The organism is Nitrospira sp. NS4 (assembly GCF_049546785.1).
In the GTDB taxonomy this organism is placed as follows: Bacteria; Nitrospirota; Nitrospiria; order Nitrospirales; family Nitrospiraceae; genus Nitrospira_D.
In genome coordinates this window covers 137,892-157,649 of sequence record NZ_JBMWAN010000002.1, presented here as the reverse complement: position 1 = coordinate 157,649, position 19,758 = coordinate 137,892, and the positions used below count along the sequence as shown (strand labels likewise).

The 19,758-nt window shown below is 63.7% G+C and carries 25 protein-coding genes; 21 read left to right on the top strand and 4 right to left on the bottom strand.

Annotated features, from left to right (window positions below; genetic code table 11):
* Positions 1–55 precede the first annotated feature (55 nt).
* From ACO9S2_RS05155 to ACO9S2_RS05100, 12 genes are all read left to right on the top strand, one after another.
* Positions 56–415, top strand: coding sequence for a hypothetical protein (locus tag ACO9S2_RS05155; RefSeq protein WP_423720876.1), 360 nt, complete (start codon positions 56–58; stop codon positions 413–415).
* Positions 416–421: 6 nt separating this feature from the next.
* Complete coding sequence (locus ACO9S2_RS05150) at positions 422–1,483, top strand: aldo/keto reductase (protein ID WP_423720875.1); 1,062 nt, start codon at positions 422–424, stop codon at positions 1,481–1,483.
* Between the two features lie 185 nt (positions 1,484–1,668).
* Positions 1,669–2,403 carry an FAD-binding oxidoreductase gene (locus tag ACO9S2_RS05145; protein WP_423720874.1) on the top strand — a complete coding sequence of 245 codons (735 nt, stop codon included), beginning with the start codon at positions 1,669–1,671 and terminating at the stop codon, positions 2,401–2,403.
* The gene (locus ACO9S2_RS05140; protein ID WP_423720873.1) at positions 2,400–2,972 is read left to right on the top strand and encodes a sigma-70 family RNA polymerase sigma factor; all 573 of its coding nucleotides are present in this window, start codon (positions 2,400–2,402) and stop codon (positions 2,970–2,972) included. Before ACO9S2_RS05145 ends, ACO9S2_RS05140 begins: the two co-directional genes overlap by 4 nt.
* A 119-nt stretch (positions 2,973–3,091) precedes the next feature.
* Positions 3,092–3,658, top strand: a complete 567-nt coding sequence (locus tag ACO9S2_RS05135; protein ID WP_423720872.1) for a DUF4396 domain-containing protein — start codon at positions 3,092–3,094, stop codon at positions 3,656–3,658.
* Between the two features lie 22 nt (positions 3,659–3,680).
* The gene (locus ACO9S2_RS05130) at positions 3,681–4,637 is read left to right on the top strand and encodes a hypothetical protein (protein WP_423720871.1); all 957 of its coding nucleotides are present in this window, start codon (positions 3,681–3,683) and stop codon (positions 4,635–4,637) included.
* Positions 4,634–5,419, top strand: a complete 786-nt coding sequence (locus ACO9S2_RS05125; RefSeq protein WP_423720870.1) for a transporter — start codon at positions 4,634–4,636, stop codon at positions 5,417–5,419. The genes ACO9S2_RS05130 and ACO9S2_RS05125 overlap by 4 nt, the downstream gene beginning before the upstream one ends.
* Before the next feature lie 333 nt (positions 5,420–5,752).
* Positions 5,753–6,100 (top strand): hypothetical protein, encoded by a 348-nt coding sequence (locus ACO9S2_RS05120; RefSeq protein WP_423720869.1) that lies wholly within the window; start codon positions 5,753–5,755, stop codon positions 6,098–6,100.
* A gap of 90 nt (positions 6,101–6,190) precedes the next feature.
* Entirely contained in the window at positions 6,191–6,364 is a 174-nt protein-coding gene (locus tag ACO9S2_RS05115; RefSeq protein WP_423720868.1) for a hypothetical protein, read from the top strand.
* 176 nt (positions 6,365–6,540) lie between these two features.
* Entirely contained in the window at positions 6,541–7,506 is a 966-nt protein-coding gene (gene pdhA / locus ACO9S2_RS05110; RefSeq protein WP_423720867.1) for a pyruvate dehydrogenase (acetyl-transferring) E1 component subunit alpha, read from the top strand.
* An 8-nt stretch (positions 7,507–7,514) separates the two neighbouring features.
* Entirely contained in the window at positions 7,515–8,483 is a 969-nt protein-coding gene (locus tag ACO9S2_RS05105) for a pyruvate dehydrogenase complex E1 component subunit beta (RefSeq protein ID WP_423720866.1), read from the top strand.
* Between the two features lie 13 nt (positions 8,484–8,496).
* Positions 8,497–9,693: a dihydrolipoamide acetyltransferase family protein gene (locus ACO9S2_RS05100; RefSeq protein WP_423720865.1), complete on the top strand. Its 1,197-nt coding sequence runs from the start codon at positions 8,497–8,499 to the stop codon at positions 9,691–9,693.
* Between the two features lie 319 nt (positions 9,694–10,012).
* On the opposite strand, the gene ACO9S2_RS05095 is transcribed toward ACO9S2_RS05100, so the two are convergent.
* A complete protein-coding gene (locus tag ACO9S2_RS05095; RefSeq protein ID WP_423720864.1) occupies positions 10,013–10,894 on the bottom strand; it encodes an ATP adenylyltransferase family protein in 882 nt (293 codons plus the stop codon).
* A 102-nt stretch (positions 10,895–10,996) separates the two neighbouring features.
* Here ACO9S2_RS05095 and ACO9S2_RS05090 point away from each other — a divergent pair, with 102 nt between their 5' ends.
* Both ACO9S2_RS05090 and ACO9S2_RS05085 read left to right on the top strand, forming a co-directional pair.
* Positions 10,997–11,287 (top strand): BrnT family toxin, encoded by a 291-nt coding sequence (locus ACO9S2_RS05090; protein WP_423720863.1) that lies wholly within the window; start codon positions 10,997–10,999, stop codon positions 11,285–11,287.
* Positions 11,205–11,498: a BrnA antitoxin family protein gene (locus tag ACO9S2_RS05085; protein ID WP_423720862.1), complete on the top strand. Its 294-nt coding sequence runs from the start codon at positions 11,205–11,207 to the stop codon at positions 11,496–11,498. Before ACO9S2_RS05090 ends, ACO9S2_RS05085 begins: the two co-directional genes overlap by 83 nt.
* 15 nt (positions 11,499–11,513) lie before the next feature.
* Here the strand turns inward: ACO9S2_RS05085 and ACO9S2_RS05080 are convergent, their stop codons facing one another.
* From ACO9S2_RS05080 to ACO9S2_RS05070, 3 genes are all read right to left on the bottom strand, one after another.
* Positions 11,514–12,428 carry an AEC family transporter gene (locus tag ACO9S2_RS05080; RefSeq protein ID WP_423720861.1) on the bottom strand — a complete coding sequence of 305 codons (915 nt, stop codon included), beginning with the start codon at positions 12,426–12,428 and terminating at the stop codon, positions 11,514–11,516.
* A 48-nt stretch (positions 12,429–12,476) separates the two neighbouring features.
* Entirely contained in the window at positions 12,477–13,217 is a 741-nt protein-coding gene (locus ACO9S2_RS05075; protein WP_423720860.1) for a lytic transglycosylase domain-containing protein, read from the bottom strand.
* 333 nt (positions 13,218–13,550) lie between these two features.
* A complete protein-coding gene (locus tag ACO9S2_RS05070) occupies positions 13,551–13,700 on the bottom strand; it encodes a hypothetical protein (protein ID WP_423720859.1) in 150 nt (49 codons plus the stop codon).
* 117 nt (positions 13,701–13,817) lie between these two features.
* Between ACO9S2_RS05070 and ACO9S2_RS05065 the strand changes: the two genes are divergently transcribed.
* The 7 genes from ACO9S2_RS05065 to ACO9S2_RS05035 all read left to right on the top strand — a co-directional run bounded on the left by ACO9S2_RS05065 (position 13,818) and on the right by ACO9S2_RS05035 (position 19,758).
* Positions 13,818–14,294, top strand: coding sequence for an NUDIX domain-containing protein (locus tag ACO9S2_RS05065; protein ID WP_423720858.1), 477 nt, complete (start codon positions 13,818–13,820; stop codon positions 14,292–14,294).
* Positions 14,295–14,558: 264 nt separating this feature from the next.
* On the top strand, positions 14,559–15,074 hold the full coding sequence (locus tag ACO9S2_RS05060; RefSeq protein WP_423720857.1) for a hemerythrin domain-containing protein: 516 nt from the start codon (positions 14,559–14,561) through the stop codon (positions 15,072–15,074).
* A gap of 15 nt (positions 15,075–15,089) precedes the next feature.
* Entirely contained in the window at positions 15,090–15,488 is a 399-nt protein-coding gene (locus ACO9S2_RS05055; RefSeq protein ID WP_423720856.1) for a cupin domain-containing protein, read from the top strand.
* A 58-nt stretch (positions 15,489–15,546) separates the two neighbouring features.
* Entirely contained in the window at positions 15,547–16,692 is a 1,146-nt protein-coding gene (locus ACO9S2_RS05050; RefSeq protein WP_423720855.1) for a hypothetical protein, read from the top strand.
* A 4-nt stretch (positions 16,693–16,696) separates the two neighbouring features.
* Positions 16,697–17,017: a metal-sulfur cluster assembly factor gene (locus ACO9S2_RS05045; RefSeq protein WP_423720854.1), complete on the top strand. Its 321-nt coding sequence runs from the start codon at positions 16,697–16,699 to the stop codon at positions 17,015–17,017.
* 150 nt (positions 17,018–17,167) lie between these two features.
* Entirely contained in the window at positions 17,168–19,078 is a 1,911-nt protein-coding gene (locus ACO9S2_RS05040) for an alpha-amylase family glycosyl hydrolase (protein WP_423720853.1), read from the top strand.
* A gap of 293 nt (positions 19,079–19,371) precedes the next feature.
* Positions 19,372–19,758 (top strand): hypothetical protein, encoded by a 387-nt coding sequence (locus tag ACO9S2_RS05035; RefSeq protein ID WP_423720852.1) that lies wholly within the window; start codon positions 19,372–19,374, stop codon positions 19,756–19,758.

Here is a 19,758-nt window from a genome sequence, read left to right as displayed (position 1 = left end):
CATGCGGCACCCCCGGGCGACGGCCATAGGCTCCTCTCACAACAGGAGGTGGGATATGGGTCCAACCAAAGCGATTGTAATCGGGCATGGGCTCTACGATGCGGTCACGCGCGCCCTGATCAAAGACGGGTTCACGAACCGGGAGGACCTCGCCGACTATGTGAACCATCATTATATGGTCCTGCCGGTGGTCGACAACGCGGGGCAGCCCTGGTTGCTCGATGGAAAGCCTGTCTATTGTCTCCACGGCTCGCAGTACGAAACCGTGGACGACCAGCGGGTCCATCTGGCTCGGTGCCCTGACTGCGGCGGCATGGGCGTTCGCGCCGACGAATTCGCGGTCGAGTCCGATTGCATCCGTTGCCTCGCCTGCGGACACGAATTCGATGCGCGGCTCGAAATGATGGAGACGTAATCCTCCATGGCATCGGAACCTGCACCCCCGCCGGACGGTGCGCCGGCACTCACCCGCCGGCAGCTGCTGAAAACGCTGGGCGTGGCCGGGTCTATCCTGGCCCTCGAAGGGCCGCGCGGGTTCGCCGAATCGGCGGCGCCGGAGGCGTCGGTGACGGACGGGGCGGCCGGAGAGATGCCGATGCGTGCATTGGGCAGGACGGGCGTGCGTGTCTCCGCGCTCTGTTTCGGGGGAGCGCACTGGGGCCGCCTGCAGAGCGACGCCGAGGCGATCCGTCTCCTGCACGAGGCGGTCGACGGAGGTATCACCTTCCTGGACAACGCCTGGGAATACAACGGAGGACGGTCGGAAGAACTCATGGGCAGGGCGCTGCAGGGGCGGCGCCAACAGGTCTTTCTCATGACCAAGGTCTGTTCGCACGGGCGCGACAAGCGGGTCGCGCTGCAACAGCTCGACGAGTCACTGCGTCGCTTGAAAACGGACTACCTGGATCTTTGGCAGATTCACGAAGTGATTTATGACGATGACCCCGATCGTCATATGGCGCCGGGCGGGGCCGTCGAGGCGCTGCTCGAGGCCAGGCGGCAGGGCAAAGTCCGTTTCATCGGGTTCACCGGCCACAAGCATCCGCGCATTCACCTCAACATGCTGGCGCGCGAGGCGCCGTTCGATACCTGCCAGATGCCGCTGAACGTCTTCGACGGGACCTATCGCAGTTTCGAGCAGGAGGTGCTGCCGGTCGTGAACCGGCGCGGCATCGCGGCGCTCGCCATGAAATCGTTGAGCGGGAACGCCGAGCCCGTCAAGCAGGGCCTTGTCAGTCCCGAAGAAGCCCTGCGCTATGTGTTGAGTCTGCCGGTGGCGTCCGTCGTGAGCGGCATCGATTCGCGCGAGGTGCTCAAGCAGAATCTCTCCATACTCCGCCGGTTCACGCCGATGACTGCTGCGGAGATGCAGGCGGTACGCACCCGCGTTGCAGTCTTCGCGCGGGAGGGGCGATTCGAACTCTTTAAATCCTCCGACCACTACGACGGCCGCATCGGGCGTGAACAACACGGCTTGTCGTAAGCCGCCCACTTGCGATCCCCTGCGACCGTGTCCTGCCCGGATCCTGCGTTCTTGACGAATTTTTCCCTGGAAGTTGATAATGCTTCCGCCATCAAGGCGCGGGGGCGCCCGAGTGATGAGAGGAAATCGAGGCGTACGCGACAGGGGCGGGAGGCGCCACGTCGCTGCACGGGGAGCAATCTGTTATGCCGATTGAGACGTTCACGGCCCGGGTCGACGCGATCCGGAATCTGACCCATGACGTGCGCGAACTGGATCTGCGTCTGGTCGAGCCGACGGCCATCTCGTTCAAGCCGGGCCAGTTCATTTCCTTCGAGATGCCGCATCCGCAGACCGGCCGCTCCGTGACGCGGGCCTATTCCATCGCCTCATCATCCGGCCGCGGGGATGTCATCACCCTGCTGTTTAATCTGGTGTCGGGAGGACCGGGCTCCGGCTTCCTCTTCGATCTTACAGTCGGGGACAAGGTCCACTTCAAAGGACCGGCGGGGAATTTCTATCTGCGCGAGGATCCGGGGCGCGAACTGCTCTTCATCGCCACCGGCACCGGCATCGCCCCGATCCGCTCGATGATCCTGGCGAACGCCCAACATTCCGATCCGAGGCCCGCGACCCTGTTCTGGGGGCTGCGCAGCCAGCAGGATCTGTATTACCAGGATGAATGGGCGGAGCTGAGCCGGCACGCGCCGAATTTTACCGCCCTCACCACACTCTCCCGCCCCGAGCCGGGCTGGTCCGGCGAAACGGGCCGCGTCCTCCGGCTCCTCGATGAGCGGGTCGCCTCGGTCGACCATCTCGCCGTCTACGTCTGCGGCAGCAGCACCATGATTGCCGACGTCATCGCCCGGCTTCAGGCGAAAGGCCCCTGCCCGATCTATCGCGAGAAGTGGTACGACGACAAAGGATCGTCGCAGGAATGACGAAACCATCGCAGCACGCCGTCGGGCCGGATGACCTCACGCACCGCCTCCTCGAAGAGGGATCGGCCTTCCGCGCCTTCCTGCGCAAACGGCTGTCCGACGACGCGGTGGTCGAAGACCTGCTGCAGCAGAGTCTGATGAAGGCGGTCGAACGCAGCCACGAACTGAAGAAGAGCGACAGCGTCGTCAGTTGGTTCTATCGCATTTTACGCAATGCGGTGGCGGACTATTATCGGGCGCACGCCGCCGACCATCGAAAGGTGGAAGGCCTGCTCCGGGAGATGGTCGCGGCGGGCGAAGATCAGACACCGGCGCTGGATGACCTGCGGCCGACGGTCTGTGCCTGTCTCGGCACCCTCTTACAGCAGATGCGGCCGGGCTATGCCGACCTCATCCGACGCATCGACCTGGAAGGGGAGTCACCGGCGGCGGTGGCAAAGGACCTCAAGGTCACCTCCAACAATCTCACCGTCCGGCTCCATCGGGCCCGTCAGGCCTTGCGAATCAGCCTGGAGCAATCCTGCGGTGTGTGCACCAAGCACGGGTGTCTCAACTGCACCTGCGAGTAGCGGTCGATTGAACCGGGACCCCGGCGAAACCATGATGTCGGGCGCACTGTAATAATCCTGTGCCTGCTCCGTCTGTAGTGGTGAAGGGGCGATCAACCACCACCACAGGAGGTCCGACCATGATGAACGCCAATGCAGCCGCCGCCACCCTCTCACAGCACGACGCGCAACGGGGACATCACGGTTACGCCGGAGGTCACGGGGACCATCACGGGCAGCACGATCATCACGGTGACACGCACAAAGCCTCCTCGCTCAACCGGACGGCGTTCATGGCGACGGTCCATTGCCTGACCGGTTGCACGATCGGCGAAATCCTCGGGATGGTGATCGGGACCGCGCTCGGCTGGACCAATGGGCCGACTGTGGCGCTCGCCGTGGCCCTGGCCTTCCTCTCCGGCTATACGATGACGCTCCGGCCGCTGCGCCGGGCGGGGATGGCCTGGGGCACCGCGTTTTCGCTGGCTTTCGCATCCGATACCATCTCCATGGCGACCATGGAGATGGTGGATAATGCGCTCATGCTCGCGATCCCCGGCGCGATGGATGCCGGCTTGCCGGATCCTTTGTTCTGGGGGAGCCTGATCCTGTCGTTGGTCCTGGCGGGAGTCGCGGCCTTTCCGGTGAACCGCCGGCTGATCGTACGAGGCAAAGGCCACGCGTTGGTGCATGCGCACCACCACTGATCGAACGGGCGGAGACGGAAGGATGAGAACCATGCGGATCGGGAAGCTCATGCGGGTGGCGACACTCATCGTGACGGCGGCAATCGCCGTGACGGTGGGCGCCTGCAGCCAGTTCGAACCGCGCGACAAGCGGTTCTACTACCGGGCCCTGTGGAACTTCGCGCTGCGCGAGGATCTGGCCGAACTCGACAGCGAGTTCAACGGGGTCGATTTCGGCCATTCCAATCTCTATGAAAATTTATTGCTGACCGGCGGGAAAGACGTGCCGGCCATCGAAGACCGGGCGAGGAAGGACACGCTCGCGTTCATCGCCACCAAGCCCCGGATCAACCCGAACGAGGAGGCCATCGCCCCCACCTACATGAAGCTGGCCTGGCGCGCGCAGAACACCTTCGACGAGGCGCATGCCCTGCATCGCGCGACGTACGACATCGTGGTGTCCGACGAGCCGGACAAGGACCGCGCGCTCCGGAACGTGCTGGCCTACTACCAGGACAGCGATTACGCCATCACTGCCAAACGGCTGGACCATCACCGTTTAGATCAGTTTCCCTATTCCAAGACGTTCCGAACCAGGTTTCCCCTGTTCAACGCGACGATCTGGTCCTACCACTACCTGCAAGTCGCCGTGTACGATCCTTTGCAGGCTGCGCGCGACCTGGAAGCCAAGAAACAGGCGGTGCGGCCCATCCTCGCGACCTATCGCCGCTATCTCGAACAGCCTCCGGTGGAGTGGACCTTCATGCCGTTGACGGCGGAGCTGAGCCCGTCGTTCGCCGCGCGCTATCCGGAGATCGCCAACATCTTCGACAATCTCCACATGCTGCACGACAACATCAGCGACATCCTCGCGAGTGAGGTGGTGCCGACCTGGGAGGCGAAGCGGGCGGAGATCTATCGCCTCGTGAACACCTATTATCTGGCGAGCGCCGATGCGACGAATCCGATGATCGTGCAAGACAAGGAGCATCACCATTGAGCCGGCTGGTGTTATGCACAATCAGCGTGATGATCGGGTTCCTGCTTGGGCTGGTTCCTCTGCGGAGCTTCGCCCTGGACCACGATAACCTTGACCCGAACCGGCCCATCGGGATGGAGGACGCCTACGCGATTCCGAAGGGAGAAATCGGCATGGAAGGCGGCGTGCGCTTCAACGACCGGCGGGAAGGCCGCACCCGCGTGACGTTCCAGCCGCAGATCATCTACGGGGCCTTCGACAACACGCAGATCGAAATTCAGGGGGATCTGATGTCCGATCCCAATACCCTCGTCGGATCGGCGAAGTCGGGCGACCTGCATCTGGGTGTGCTGTACAACTTCAATACGGAGACGTTGCAGCTGCCGGCCTTCGCGGCCCGCGTCGAGGTGGATCTCCCCACCGGCGTGAACTCGAAAGGCGTGGACACGCAGCTGACCGGCATCCTCACCCGATCGTTCGGGCGGCTGCGCGCGCACCTCAATGCGGGCTACACCATCCTCGGATCACCGCAGGGGCAGGAGAGGCCGGGGACGTATCGCGCGGTCGCAGCCGTGAGCTACCCCTTGGGTTACCCGTCGAGTTTTCGCGACACGTTGATCGCCAGCATCTACACGAGACAGTCGGACCTGCAGGGTCAACCGAATAACACCGGCATCGAAATCGGTCTGCGCCATCAGCTCACCTCCCGCATCGTGCTGGACGGCGGCCTCGGCACGGAATTCGCCGGCCCGTCCGACCGGACGGCGCTCACCGGAACGGTGGGGCTGTCGGTCGGATTTTGAGGCCGGCCAGGGCGACGTTGCGTCGGCCTGGATACGGAGAGAAACAAATCGGACATCGCCTCGGCCGGCTTTGGGGTGTGCTCCACGAGTATCCGGCGTTCAGCGACCAGGTAACGAACACCGCCGTCGGCACCTGCAAATTTCTCGACAGACCCGTTCTACAGCCTCTTGCCTTCCCAATCTATGGCCGCTAACATGCCAACAGGGCTTTTGTGAGGACAGGTCGCAGGCCTTGCAGACCGAGGAGACAACTCGGATCCTGTGAGGGGGCAGTTCACCGTGGAGATCCCGCTGGCCTTCTGATGGCCTCGCGGGCGAGCGAAAGGAGAAGAGATGAGCAAGAAGCAACTGAGTGTGTGGCTGCTGTGTGGCCTGGCGCTGGTGACGGCTGGTTGTACCTCGTACTATCGAATCAGCGATCCGTCCGGCGGATCGAAAGATTACTATACGACCGACATCGATAAGTCGAGAAGCGGCTCTATCAAGTTCAAAGATGCCAAATCAGGCAGTACGATCACCCTCCAGGCTTCGGACGTCAAGGAGATCTCGGAGGAGGAGTTCAAGGCGGCCGTGAAGCCCCCGGCGCCCGTGAAGCCCGCGACTCCTGCAACGCCCGCGACTCCTGCAACGCCCGCGACCCCTGCAACGACCGAGACGCCTGCGACGCCCGAGAAGAAATAGAGAGCGTCACGCCGGGTACAACGATGCAGCCGGTTTTCGGTTTGTGAACATTTTCGGTGAGGGCAGGATGGACTCCGTTCAGGAGTCCGGGTGCCTCTTGACCCACCTGCCCTGATCGACCAACTGCCAAGTCTCAAAATCGTCCCATCATTCGTCACGGTCCTCGCGCTGTCTTGGGGCGGGAGGCGAGCCGCATTGTTTCCCGCCAGCGCCTACGAGGTGGGGGGGCGATTGCGGGTCGGGCGGCGCTCCCCGGAACGGTAGAATCTGTCAGTGTGGTTCCAGCCCTCGAGGAAGACGCTGAAGGTTCCTCATCGCAAGCCGCAGCCCTTCCTATGCCATCAGCCATTCGCGATCAGCTCTTGAGTTCCCCACGGTTTTTCCTAATCTGGGCATATCCTGCTTGAGTCAGCTCCGAGCCGCCATGCATAATGACCGGTATGGACAGAGCGGAGCTCTTGTCGTTGTATCGTCAGATGTTGCTGATCCGCCGGTTCGAAGAGAAAGCGGCGGAGATGTATGCCCTCGCGAAGATCGCCGGCTTTCTCCATCTCTATATCGGCGAGGAGGCTGTTGCAGTCGGCGCCCTGGCAGCCCTTCGACCGGATGATTACGTCATCAGCGCCTACCGCGACCATGGACACTGTCTGGCACGAGGGTCCGATCCAGGCGAGGTCATGGCCGAGCTGTTCGGCAAAGCCACGGGCCTCTGCAAAGGCAAGGGCGGGTCCATGCATCTCGTGGACCTGGCGCACCGGTTCATGGGCGGCTATGCCATCGTCGGAGGCCACATCCCGCTCGCGACCGGTCTGGCCTTCGCGATGAAGTATCAGGCGCTCGACCTGGTCACGGTCTGCTTCTTCGGAGAGGGGGCGGTGCCGAGCGGCCAAGCGCATGAGGCGTTCAATCTAGCGGCTTTATGGAAACTCCCGGTAATCTTCGTCTGTGAGAACAATCGCTACGGCATGGGCACTCCCGTCGAACGGGCCGTCGCGCTCTATACGGATGTCGCGGAGACAGCCCGCTCCTACGGGATCACGGCCGAGCGCGTGGACGGTATGGACGTGCTCGCGGTTCGTTCAACGATGCAGAAGGCGGCGGAGCAGGTGCGCGCGGGGCGCGGACCCTGGTTCATTGAAGCGATGACCTACCGGTTCATGGGCCACTCGATGGCCGACCCGGCGCACGGCCATTACCGGACCAAAGAGGAAGTGGAGGAGCATCGCAAGCGCGACCCGCTCGTTGTCTTGAAGCAGACGATGGTGAATCAGAACCTGGCGGTCGAAGCCGATTTCAAACAACTCGAACGGGATGTGAGCCAGGTCGTCGCGGCCGCCGTCAGATTCGCGGACGACAGTCCGTTCCCGAACCAGGCGGCGTTGCACGCCGATGTGCAGCAGGAGTAAGACCATCCATGGTGCTGTCCTATCGGGAAGCCCTCAACCAGGCCATGTGCGAGGAGATGCGTCGTGACCCGCGCATCTTCTTGATCGGCGAAGAGGTCGCCTCCTATCAGGGCGCCTTCAAGGTCAGCAAGGGCTTCCTCGAGGAATTCGGCCCCCGGCGGGTGATTGACACGCCGATCACGGAAGCCGGCTTCACCGGCCTGGCCATCGGCGCCGCCATGGCGGGACTCCATCCGATCGTCGAGCTCATGACGATGAACTTCGGCATTCTCGCGCTCGATCAGATCGTCAACAACGCCGCCAAAATCCCGTACATGTCGGGGGGGCAACTGTCGGTGCCGCTCGTCATCCGTGGTCCCGGCAGCGCCGCCCACCAGTTAGGAGCCCAGCACTCACAAAGCCTGGAAGCCTGGTTCTGCCATGTGCCAGGTCTGAAAGTGATCGCGCCCGCCACGCCGCACGATGCGAAGGGTCTGCTCAAGAGTGCCATCCGGGACAAGAACCCCGTCATCTTCATCGAAGCGCAGTTGTTGTACGGCACCAAGGGCGAGGTGCAGGAAGGGGAGTACACCGTTCCCATTGGTGTCGCCGAGGTGAAACGGCTCGGGCGCGACGTCACCGTCGTCGCCTATTCGAAGATGCTCCTCCTCGCGTTGGAGGCCGCCGAGGTCCTGAGTCGAGAGGGCATCGAGGCCGAGGTGATCGATCCGCGTACACTGAAACCATTAGATCTTGAGACGATCGCCTCGTCGGTGAAGAAGACCGGGCGTCTGGTCATCGTCGAAGAAGGCTGGCGTTTTTGCGGGCTGGGGGCGCAGATTGCCGAGAGCGTCTACTCGGCCGCGTTCGACCATTTGGATGCCCCGATCGTGCGCGTGACCGGCGAAGACGTGCCGATGCCCTATAGCCGTCCGCTGGAGGATGCGGCCATCCCGGACCTGCCGCGCGTGATTGAGGCCGTCAAGTCGCTTGTGTGAGGGGAGGAGAACCATGGCGAGCCGAGTGGTCATGCCCAAACTCACGGATACGATGGAAGAAGGGATTCTCCTGGAGTGGAAGAAACGCGAGGGGGATCATGTGCAGGCCGGGGAGGCCCTCGCCGAAATTGAAACCGACAAGGCGGTGATGGATCTCGAGGCGTTCGCCTCCGGCATTCTGCGCAAAATCCTGGTGCGGGGCGGCGAAACGGTGCAGTCTGGAACCTTGCTGGCTGTGATCGCCGAGGCGGAGGAAGATATCACGCCGGCCTTGACCGACCAGGTCACGGCCGCACCCTCTACCGGAACCAAGCCCACCGCCGCGGCATCAACCGCCCCGCCGCCTGCGTCCCCCGTCCGCACAGAGGGGGCCCGCCCCATCGCCTCCCCTCGCGCGAAAGCCCTGGCCGCCGAGCGGGGTATCGATCTGTCTACGATTGACGGCACCGGCCCGGGCGGACGCATCGTCGAAGTAGACATACTGAAGGCGCAAGGCCCCGCCATGTCGGGCCTGCCTGCCGGAACCGATCAGCCGCTGACCCTCATGCGGAAAGCCATCGCCCGGGCCACGGTCCAGAGCAAGGCGCCGGTGCCGCACTTCTATCTGACGAGGGAAATCGACATGGAGGCGGCGCAGCAGTTTCGCGAGCAATTCAAGCAACGCCGCCAGCCTCATCCCTCGATTACCGATCTGCTGATCAAAGCCTCGGCGATGGCGCTCACCAAACACCCGGAGATCAACGTGTCCTATCTTGGAGACGTCATCAGAACCTATGGGCGGATCGATATCGGCGTGGCCGTCGGCATGGAGGACGGCCTGATCACACCCGTCATTCGCGATTGCGGCGCGAAGACGCTGGAGGCGATCATGGCAGAATCACGCGCGCTCATCGAGCGGGCCAAGCAGAAGCGGTTGCAACCGCAGGAATACACGGGTGCCACGTTCTCCATTTCCAATCTCGGCATGTTTGACGTGGACAACTTCATTGCCGTGCTCATCCCGCCACAGGCCGCATCGCTGGCCGTGGGCGCCATCCGGGAAGTGCCGGTCGTCGCAGCGGGCAGCGTGAGGGTCGGCCGACGGATGCAGGTGACGTTATCCTGCGATCACCGCGCTATCGATGGCGTGATGGGTGCGGAGTTTCTGAAAGAGTTGCAGCGTATCCTCGAACATCCGCAAGAACTCGTCGCTCCAGTGGGGGCACCCTAAGGGTCAGGACGATCGAGCCGGGCGCCTCTTGACCCGCGGCTGGCCAAGCGAGAGAGAATGGTGCGTCGCGAGATCCGGCTGCGGTTTGTCCGATAGGCTAGCAGTTCCATTCCCCAGCCATTCGCCATCAGCTCGTCGTCCCTTGGGGCTCAATAGCCGGGCTCGACTGTCGGCCGGGAGCTTCGGGCACAGGCTGAGGCGTGTGCGGCGGGTGGCGCGGAATGCAGCCGGACGTGAGACCGCACAGGATCACCATTGCCACTACGAGAGCGGGTAGACGACGTGTCATAAGAACCTCCTGTGTTCAGCCATCACGCGATCACGACTTCCGAGGCAGCGCCACGTGCCGGAGCGCGGTCATGGGGCCGCACGTCCGTAGGATGGCAAGCTGCGCCTCGTCCTTCACCAGCAACGCCCCGGCAAACCCCAGCGCATTGATCGAGATTCCCTCGAAAAACTCCTCAGACCGGGGCACCAGCAGCAGCCACTGTCGCGTGACGAGCAGGTTGTAGGGGGTTGAGGGTGCCTCATCCGACAAGCCGACGGCGCGCAGCAGCGACCGATAACAGGCGAGCAAGGCAGAGGCTCCGTCGTTCCATTGGTCCAGCCAGTCCGGATGCATCGGCGCGTAGGCATGCAGGAACGGGAAGCCCGGCGCTGTTCCTGTCGCACCGGCCATCTGCACAGACTGCAACAGCGGCTCGATCGGCGGCCGGGGATCGGGGAGAGCGGCCAGGGGGATCAGTTGCAGATGTTTGTGGCGTTGGCTGGCTCCGGCGGCAGGGCCGGCATTGTAAAAACCCAGTCCGTCGATCTCGGCAAGGCAGAGGAGCAGGGCCGCGCAATCCTCGCGCGTGAGCAGCGTCGCCTGATCTTCGAACGCGCGCGTCACCATCAAGACGTGGTGATCGACCACGTTGAACTTGTTCAGCAAGGCCACATGAGTCGGGGAAAGCTCCGCCACGAAGAGATCGGGATCATAGGGCAGAAAGGGGTTGGCATTCGGCTGCGCGGCCGTTCCCTCCTCCTTTTTTGCCAAGGCCGTGATCACGCGCACCTGAAAGGCCACGCCGCTTTGTTCGATCAGCTCCGGCTTCGTGGGGATGGAGAGGATGGCTTTTCTGATCCGGGCATGGGCCGTGGCCTTAAGCAACGCAGGCCAGAGGGCGCCGGGTTTGAGGAACGAGGCGGGATGGTCCATACAGGCGGAAAGGGTACGTGAAGTCGGGGGCGGAGGAAAAGGGAAAAGTGAGCGGGTCTAGGCTGATTGTAACGATCGCCGAATTGCTGTATCTACAGTCGCGTGTTTACCTGGGATATTCCAAAGGCCAAGGCCAACGTGGAGAAGCACGGCGTCCCGTTTGAGGAGGCGGCCACCGTCTTTTGCGATGCCAACGGGCTCGACTGGGACGAGGTTTCCGAGGGGGCCCACGAACGCAGGTTTAAGCGGCTCGGCCTCTCGGCGAACAAATGGCTCGTGCTCGTTGTCTATACGATCAGGAGAACGGAACATGAACAAGAAACGGTTCGGATCATCAGCGCGCGGCACGCGAGCGAGCGGGAAGGCCGAGCCTACCTCCGCTTCGCGCCCTGATTTCTCGGACATTCCGGAGTCCACCGAAGAAGAGTTCCGGCGCGCCCGCCAGGTCGGGCGGCCGTCCGGGAAAATGGCCCAGCAACTCATCGCCCTGCGGCTTTCGCCCTGGCTCATCAGTCAGTTGCGGAAAATGGCGGCCCGGCAGCGGAAGCCTTATCAGACCCTCATTCACGAGATACTGGAGCGGGCGGTGTCCCGCGTCTCCTAAACCCGCGGCGCGCGCCTATCGTAACAGCGCGGCCGCCAGGTAAGGCAGCCAGGGAAGCAGCGCCACGCCGAGACAGATCGAGAGCGCCACGATCGAGGCGACCAGATCTTCATCCAGGCCGGTTTCCGCCGCGAAGATCACCGCCGTCACCGCCGAGGGCATCCCCGCGATCAGGATCACCACCGCCTGTTCCAGACCAGTGAGCCCCAGCAACCAGGTTACAATCCATCCCAGCAACAGCCCGCCGCCCATCCGCACCGCCACGCCCAGGCAGGTCAGTGGCCAGGTCCGCCGCACCGCATCCAGACTGATCGAGAGGCCGAGCACCAGGCTCGCGAGCGGGGTCGTCATGAGGTGCACCGGCGTCAAGACGTCGTGGAGCCGGGAGGGCAGATAGAGCCCGGCGGCCTTCAACGCCAGCATGACGGTCAAGGCCCAGAGCGGGGGCGCGGAAAGCAGGCGCGTCAGCGACGAGCGCGCAGAGGGGGAGGCGGTGCCATGCCACAACGCCAGCGCATAGAGGGCTGTGAGGGTGAGCGTGGTTTGGCCGAGGTCGAAGAGAATCGCCTGCGCGAGTCCCTCTTCGCCGAAGGTCGCCAGAGCCACGGGATAGGCGAAGTACACGGAATTGATGCAGCCGACGGCGAGCAGGAACCCGCCTTGCGTCGGGCGAGCGAGGTGCAGCAGGCGGACGAGGGGCCAGGAGGCGAGCACCAGCGGCAGCGACACGAGGCAGGCGGCCAGCGGCAGCTTCCAGGCCGTCGGTGCGAAGACCACGCGATCCAGCGAGACGAGAATGGTGGCCGGCAGGGTGACGGAAAAGACGAATGTGCCCAGCCGCTCCGCGTGTTGCTTGGCGAGGAGGCCGGACAGACGCAGGGCCGCGCCGACGATGAACAGAATCAGGAAGGCTTGCAGGGACGTAGGCATGGAGGGGAGAGTAGCAGAAATCTCCCGGCTGGTCCTGTTGAGCAGAGGCTAGCGTGACTGCCGGATTGTTTTGTGCCCTCCTGCCATCAACGCGGCGAACTGGCTTTTCAGGAGATTGATTCTGGTGAGGTAGGTCTGCACGTCGTGGTCGCCGCATCGTTGATGGGGGCTCAGCCGCAACCCGCGCCTGGCATAGTCCTGGCCCGCTCCGGCCCCGCAGAGGTGAATCAGGGCGGCCAGATCCTGCTTCTGTCTCAGGGTCGTGCTGCCGCTCTGCCGGTGCCCGAGCGCGCGGGCGACTGCGCGATCCAACTGGGCCGCCGTCAACTCGATGGCATGGCTGGGGAGCACCCGCGTGTAGAAACGATTGAACCAGCAGGAGTTCAGGTCATGCCAGGGGCCGTCCTCGACCACCACATGGTCGTGGACACAGTAGCGGGTCGCCTCGCGGAACGTCCCGTCCGTGATCTGGTACATCCCCACCGCGCTTGATGCCGGTTGATACCACTCGAAGGGATTCCACGAGAGGTGCCAGCGCCAGTAGGTCCGCGCCACCGGATTGCCCGCGCCTTCCGCCTGGGCCAGCGCCGCCAGCAACTCCGGGGTGATGACAGCGGTCGCATGTTGGCGGAAGAGCGGGCCGTACTCCTTCCAGGTGTCCGACGGACCTTTGTTCAACGCGTGGTCCAGGGGAAACAGGACCTCGGTCGGTTTGTTGAACGCGTGATAGGCCCAGTTCACCGTGAGCCACAGGGTCAGGAGGAGGACCGCGCTGATGACCAGGCGCATGAAGGGGGGAGCCCTTCGCACCGCGCGCAGGAGCCTTCGTACCTCGCGCCAGCGTGAGAGCGTGAAACGCCAAAGGGAGGCGAGTACGGAAGAACGGCGGGAGCGCCGCCTGCGGCGAGGAGATCTGGTATTGCGGCGAGGGGCCCGGGGCGACATGCGCTCACTATAACTGAAAACGACCGGCGGGCTCTTCGTCTTGTGTGACGCAGCCGCCACGTTCATGCGCCGGAGCAGCTCATTGGACGGAGGCCGTGAGGGCAGGGGAGAAGTCGATGAAGCCGCCCGTTGCCGGGCTCTGCTCACTCACGCAGGCCCGGCGACAATCGGCCCGGTTTAGGCGGATTTTTTCAAGCGGGACCGCCGGACTGTTACAGGGATGGCCGCTGCGTCCGGTTCGAAGGCTTTCATGGCCCAGTAGGAAACCAGGGTGGCCGTGAGCAACCCTTCCATTGCGAGCATGCCATCGATTAGGCTATGCACCATTGATCACCTCGTTTCATGCCGGGGAGTTACCGGCTTCTGCTACATCAGAGACATCGACGGGGAAAAAGATTCGCGGCAATCACGCCTTGCGCGGGATTCATTGCTCCGGGGGCACTGATGGCAAAGAAGTTGAGTGCAGGCATCCTGCTGTATCGCCGGCGCGGTAGTACAACGGAGGTTTTTCTTGTCCATCCGGGCGGACCCTATTGGGCGCGGAAGGATGACGGGGCCTGGTCCATTCCCAAAGGCGAATATCAGGAGGGCGAGGATCCCCTGGCCACAGCGACACGCGAGTTCTGCGAAGAAACCGGCGCCGAAGTCAGCGGGACGTTGTCCGCCCTGTCGCCCCTCACGCAGCCGAGCGGAAAGATCATATCGGCCTGGGCCCTGGAGGGAGACATCGATGTGACCACGGTGAAGAGCAATACCTTCTCGCTGGAATGGCCGCCGCACTCCGGGAAGAAACAGGAATTTCCGGAAGTGGATCGTGGAGGCTGGTTCGATTTCCCCGCCGCTCGCGCGAAAATCCACCCGGGCCAGCGCGGCTTTCTCGATCAGCTCCAGCAACTTGTGACGCAGACTCCTCACATCTGACCGGCGACGGAGAGAGGCGTGCGGGACTTTTGTCGCGCCGGTGCGATCACCTGCCAGGCGACAACGTGAACGTGAGTCCTGATTGTCGCATTGACACACCATCCCCAAGTCACTAGCCTGGAACTTCTTCATGTTCTGTTACGGAGGCCTCCGGCAGGATATGGGTGGAGCCGGGCGAGCATCTGTCCGGAATTATGATCTACGTCATGGTGGCCGGAGCGTGAATGAGGGCATCTTCTCTGTCGAAAGAGGGAGCGCCGGGTGATGCGAAAGGACGGACCGCTCACACAGTTCCTGACGGAAGACCACCGGAGGCTTGATGGCTTGTTGGGAGCGGCCGTGGCCCAGCCTGACAAGGTGGATGAGTTGGCCTACGCGCAATTCCGCGCCGGGCTCCTCCGGCATATCGGCATGGAAGAAAAGATTCTCCTCCCGGCAATCCAGCGATTGCGCGGCGGGGAGCCGCTTCCTGTGGCAGCCAGGCTCCGGCTGGACCATGGCGCCCTCGCCGCTCTGCTCATGCCGCCGCCGACCGTCGCGATCATGGCGACGATCCGGAGCATCCTGGAAGACCACAACGCGGTGGAGGAAGGAGCGGCCGGTTTGTATGAGATCTGTGACGAGCTGGCCGGTTCAGAGGCAGAGCGAATCCTGGCCAACCTCCGGGCCGCGCCCGAGGTGACCGTGATGCCCTACTCGGACAGTCCGGCGGTGATGAATGCCGTGCGTCGCGCGCTGGAACGGGCGGGGCATCGCTTCCCCGACCACGATCCGGCATGAACGGAAGGAGTCACGATGACGGACCAATCGCGAAAGCCGTTAGACATGCTGCCCCCGGACGCCCAGCCGGGGACCTGGCACCTGCGGGATCTGGTGCGGCAACTCAAAAGCGGGGAAGCATGGCGCACGAGCGAACGGCAGACCATGCCGCTCTTCAGGACGGAGGGGATGCGGGTGATGCTCGTCGCGCTGCGCGCGGGAGCGTCGCTGTCCTCCCATCGCGCGGCCGGCCCGATCACGGTGCAGGTGCTGGAAGGACGCATCACGTTCAGCGCCGAATCGCAAGCCGTGACGCTCACGGAAGGACAGATGCTCAGCCTGCGGGCCGGGCTTCCCCACGCGGTGGAAGCGCCGGAAGACGCGGTCTTTCTGTTGACCGTTGCGCCGGAGCGGACGGCCGCTTCCGGCACATGACGCCGGGATGGCGCCGTGACGGACCTCCGTCGGGGCGTGGCACAGGACGAGGTCGCCGATGATCATACGACATCCTCAGCGAGTGCCCTTGCTGGCCATGGGGATGGTTGCGCTTCTGGCCGGCCTGGGGGCCGGTCTCCTGCGTCTTGGATGGGATCTCCCCCTCCTGCCTCCCGCTCTGGCGGCGATGCACGGCCCCCTGATGGTCTCCGGGTTTTTGGGCACCCTGATCAGCCTGGAGCGCGCTGTGGCTCTGGGCTCACGTTGGGCCTATGCCGCGCCGCTCTTGAGCGGGCTCGGCGGTCTCGCCCTCATCGCCGGCCTGCCGTATCAGGCGGCCCAGGCCGTGATCCTGGCCGGCAGTCTGGGGCTCCTCGCGATATTCCTCGTCATCATCCATCGTCGGCCTGATCTCCATACGGTCACCATGGGGTTCGGGGCCCTGGCCTGGCTGATGGGCAATCTGCTGTGGCTCCTCGGCTGGCCCGTCCATCAGGTCGTCTTTTGGTGGGCCGGCTTTCTTGTGGTGACGATCGCCGGTGAGCGGCTTGAATTGGCCCGGTTGCAGCTGCTCTCCCGGGCCAGCCATTCCCTCTTTCTGCTCACGCTCGGAAGTCTGTTCGCCGGGCTGATCCTGATGGCTATGTCGTTTGAATGGGGAGGCCGGGTCGTCGGGGCGGGGCTGGCGGGACTGGCCCTGTGGCTGGGCCGTCACGACATCGCCCGGCGCACCGTCCGGCAGGCCGGGTTGACCCGCTTCATCGCGGTCTCTCTCCTGTCCGGGTATGCCTGGCTCGGGATCAGCGGACTCCTGGCGGTGGTTTTCGGCGGAGTGCCGGCAGGGCCCCGGTACGACGCCATGCTGCATGCCTTCTTTCTCGGGTTCGTCTTCGCCATGATTTTCGCCCATGCGCCGATCATCTTTCCGGCCGTGCTCGGAGGCCGGATGAGCTTCCGGCCCCTGTTCTATGCGCATGTGGTCCTGCTGCAGGCGACCTTGGTGCTGCGCCTCGCCGGCGACGTGGCGGGCTGGTTGCCGGGACGCCAGATCGGCGGCCTGCTCAACGCCCTCGCTCTGCTATTGTTCCTGGCCAATACGGTGGCGGCTCTGGTGAAACCGGCGGAGCGCGTGGCGCCGGTCAAAGCAGGACGATCTGAAATGTTCCAAGAGAAGGCTGTCGGCTTCCTGGACGGAAAGGAATGAGCGCATGACGCACCAGAACCACAGCTCCGGGTCAGAGGCGCGGGTACTCGACGCCTTGCGGCAGGTCGTCGATCCCGAGTTGGGAGTCAACATCGTCGATCTCGGCCTGGTCTATGGGACGGAAATTCGGGACGGGGTGGTGCACGTGAAGATGACCATGACGACCCCGGCCTGCCCGATGGAAGAGCTGTTGATGGAGATGGTGCACTCGGCCATCCTGGGAGAGATTCGCGATGCGCGCTCGGTGGAGGTCGATCTGGTGTGGGAGCCTCAGTGGAAGCCCGACATGATGAGCGAGGCGGCCAAGTCACAGTTGGGCCGGTAATCCGACACAACCCTGGCCATCTCATCTCCTGCGACCACTATTGCGGCTGTTTGTAGATCCCTCTGTTTGACAACCACGTGCGTTGGCGTCAGGATCGGCCGGTGGGCTTCGCGTAAGCGTGTAGAACTGTTGTCCGGGGGAGTTCCTGCCATGCCCGCGTCTCTCGACCACATCCATCCCGGTACCCCGATGGGGGCCAATCTGGTCGCCGGCGGGGCCACCTTCCGCTGCTGGGCGCCGCAGGCCAAGGCCGTTTACATAATCGGCGATTTCAACCAGCGGGTACGCAACGACGCCAGCCTGCTGACACGCGACGAGTTCGGCCATTGGCGGGGCTTCATTCCCGGCGTCCAGGACCGTCAGCGCTACCTGTTCTACGTCGTCGGGGAAGGGGGCGAGGGGCCGAAGCGTGATCCCTATGCCCGCGAGCTCGAGACGCCCTTTCCCAGCGACTGCATCGTCCGCAAGACCGACTTCCCCTGGCACAAGACCGGGTTCGTCACGCCGCCCTTTGATGACCTTGTCCTCTACCAACTCCACGTCGGCACCTTCTTCACGCCGAACCTGCCGCGCAAAGGAGGCACGTTTCTGGATGTCGCGCGCAAGGTGCCCTATCTGGCAAGGCTCGGCGTCACCGCGCTGCAGCTCATGCCCATTCAGGAATTTCAAACCAGCTTCAGCCTGGGCTACAACGGCACCGACTATTTTTCGCCCGAGATGGATTTCGCCGTGGCGGATGCGGACCTGCCTCCCTACGTCGCCGAAGTGAACCGGCTGCTGGAAGCGAAGGGCCTGCGGCGTTACCGGACGGAGAAACTGCGCGGAGAAATGAACCAGCTCAAGGCGCTGGTGGATCTCTGTCATGTCCACGGCCTGGCCGTGATCCTCGACGTGGTCTACAACCACGCGGGCGGCGACTTCGGCGACCAGAGCCTGTACTTCTTCGACCGGCAATCGCCCGCCGGGGGACAGAGGAATTCCCTCTACTTCACGGACAAAGGCCATGCCGGCGGCCTTGTATTCGATTTTTCCAAGCCGGAGGTGCGCGACTTTCTCATCCAGAACGCCAAATTCTTCCTCGATGAATACCGCGTCGACGGATTCCGGTATGACCAGGTGAGCGTCATCGATCACGACGGCGCGCCGCACGGATGGGGGTTTTGCCAGGACCTTACCGCCACGCTGCACGCCCACCGGCCCGCGGCTTTGAACCATGCCGAGTACTGGGACGTGAATCCGTACGTGGTGAAGGAACCGCCGGACGGGGCCGGCTTCGACACGACCTTGACCGACGGCCTGCGCATCGCGATCCGCGATGTCATCGGCAATGCGAGCTCCCCGGACGAGCGCCCGCTCAACATGACCGGGCTGGGCCGGAGCCTCTGGCCGGAGGGATTCCGGGAAGAGTGGCGCTTCGTGCAGGGGCCGGAAAATCACGACATCGTCTACCGCGACCGGGAGCCGCGCATCGCCCGCCTCGGAGATCCGGCGAATCCCCGCTCCTGGTTCGCCCGCAGCCGGGCCCGTGTCGCGACCGGGCTCAGTCTCACCGCGCCGGGCATTCCCATGCTCTTCATGGGACAGGAGTTTCTGGAGGACAAGCAGTGGGCCGACGATTTCGTCTCGCACCGCGATCTGCTCCTCTACTGGGCGGGGCTGGAGCAGGGCGACAAGCAGATGCTCGACCATGTGCGCTTCACGCGGGACCTGCTCCGCCTGCGCCACCGGTCTGCCGGCTTGCACGGCCGGGGATTTCGCGTGGTGCACGCGCACGATCAGAACCGCGTCCTGGCGTTTCACCGCTGGGTGGAAGGAGAAGGCCACGACGTCATCGTGGTCGCGCATCTGGCCCCCTTCAACCGGTTCGGCTATCGCATCGGCTTCCCCAACGGCGGAGCGTGGCGCGAGGTCTTCAACAGCGACGTGTACGAAAACTGGCTCAATCCCGGCGTGGTCGGCAACGGCGGGCTGGTGGTCGCCGACCCGCAACCGCTGCATGAATTCGGTTATTCCGCCTCTCTCGTCCTCCCGGCCAACAGCCTGCTCGTCTTTGCGGGGTGATATCTCCCTATTTCGTCGTTCGTGAAGCCGATCTCGTATCGGAAAAGAGCTGATGGCCGAAAGCTGGCTGCAGAGCGCTTCGCCCGCGAGAGACACAGCACAGGCAACGGAGCGGGTCCTGTTCCTCACCAGCCCGGCCGGCTTCGCAGCCACGAATTGGCGCAGGCGCCGATTCTGCCGGCTTGAGCAAGGAGGTAGCGGGTAGTATGCTGAAAGAGTCGCGCAGACCATGTCATTGTTTGCCGGCGATTCTCCACGCGGGACTCATAGGCCCCGATGGTCAGGAGGTCAGCATGAAAGCCGGCCGGTGGGTCCGGACTTCAACCCTGCTGCTGCTTGGTGTCCTTGGCACAGAGGCCGGGGCCGGCGGAGCGTCCCGTGATGTGAGCGGCGCGGCCATGCAGCGGTATGAGAGCCGGATGATGTCCTCTCCGATGATGCGCTTCCCCGGTTTATATGGGATATCCCTTTGGCCGTACATCGCCTATCCCCAGGCCCCGCCTATCACGATCGTCAACGTCCAGGTCCAGATTCCCGAGTTGGAGCAACGGCCGGCGCCGGCGCCGACACCTCCGGCACGTCCGAAATTTTGGACCGCCCGCTGCGGGGTCTTTGTCGAACTCGACGTGAGCGCGACGATGAACCTGATGGAAGAGGAGCGGAAACCCTGCTCTCCCTGA